The sequence below is a fragment of the Pantoea sp. SIMBA_079 genome (assembly GCF_046940275.1).
GTDB classification, from domain to species: Bacteria; Pseudomonadota; Gammaproteobacteria; order Enterobacterales; family Enterobacteriaceae; genus Pantoea; species Pantoea borealis.
Map to the genome: position 1 here is coordinate 1 of NZ_JAWRYR010000030.1, position 1490 is coordinate 1490.

Consider the following 1490-nt stretch of genomic DNA (forward strand, 5'->3'; position numbering starts at 1 on the left):
GACGAGCCTTCCTCAGGAAACCTTAGGCATTCGGTGGACGGGATTCTCACCCGTCTTTCGCTACTCATACCGGCATTCTCACTTCTAAGCGCTCCACCAGTCCTTCCGGTCTGACTTCACAGCACTTAGAACGCTCTCCTACCACTGTTCGTAAGAACAGTCCGCAGCTTCGGTGATACGTTTAGCCCCGGTACATTTTCGGCGCAGAGTCACTCGACCAGTGAGCTATTACGCACTCTTTAAATGGTGGCTGCTTCTAAGCCAACATCCTGGTTGTCTAAGCAACTCCACATCCTTTTCCACTTAACGTATACTTTGGGACCTTAGCTGGCGGTCTGGGCTGTTTCCCTTTCGACTACGGATCTTATCACTCGCAGTCTGACTCCTAAGGATAAGTCATTGGCATTCGGAGTTTGACTGAATTCGGTAATCCGATGAGGACCCCTAGTTCAATCAGTGCTCTACCTCCAAGACTCTTACACTTAAGGCTAGCCCTAAAGCTATTTCGGGGAGAACCAGCTATCTCCAGGTTCGATTGGAATTTCTCCGCTACCCACACCTCATCCCCGCACTTTTCAACGTGCGTGGGTTCGGGCCTCCAGTAAGTGTTACCTCACCTTCACCCTGGACATGGGTAGATCACCTGGTTTCGGGTCTACGACCACGTACTAAACGCCCTATTCAGACTCGCGTTCGCTGCGGCTCCGCCTCTTCAGCTTAACCTTGCACGGGATCGTAACTCGCCGGTTCATTCTACAAAAGGCACGCCATCACCCATTAACGGGCTCTGACTATTTGTAGGCACACGGTTTCAGGATCTCTTTCACTCCCCTTCCGGGGTGCTTTTCACCTTTCCCTCACGGTACTGGTTCACTATCGATCACTAGGGAGTATTTAGCCTTGGGAGATGGTCCTCCCAGATTCCGACGGAATTTCACGTGTTCCGCCGTACTCAGGATACATTCAAGAGAGAACGAAGTTTCGACTACGGGGTTATTACCCTCTGTGACGGACCTTTCCAGGTCGCTTCGTCTACCTCGTTCCTTTGTAACTCCGTATAGAATGTCCTACAACCCCAAGAGGCAAGCCTCTTGGTTTGGGCTAGATTCCGTTTCGCTCGCCGCTACTCAGGAAATCGCATTTGCTTTCTCTTCCTCCAGGTACTTAGATGTTTCAGTTCCCTGGGTCTGTCTTCCATACCCTATGTATTCAGGTAAGGATACCATACCATTACGTATAGTGGGTTTCCCCATTCGGAAATCTTCGGATCAAAGCTTACTTACAGCTCCCCGAAGCATATCGGCGTTAGTCCCGTCCTTCATCGACTCCTAGTGTCAAGGCATCCACCGTGCGCCCTTTCTAACTTAACCAAACTAAAATTAAAAAAAATATGAGCTACACTGTTATCTAGTTTTCAAAGAACATACATTTAAACTTGAGAGATAGTTCTCTCAAAACTGAACGAAACAAAACAAGTCAACGTTTATTGA

Annotated in this window: 1 rRNA gene; it reads right to left on the reverse strand. The window is 48.8% G+C overall.

Annotated elements, in window-relative coordinates:
- A 23S ribosomal RNA gene (locus SB719_RS18900) occupies positions 1-1370 on the reverse strand; the annotation flags it as partial.
- Positions 1371-1490: the final 120 nt, after the last annotated feature.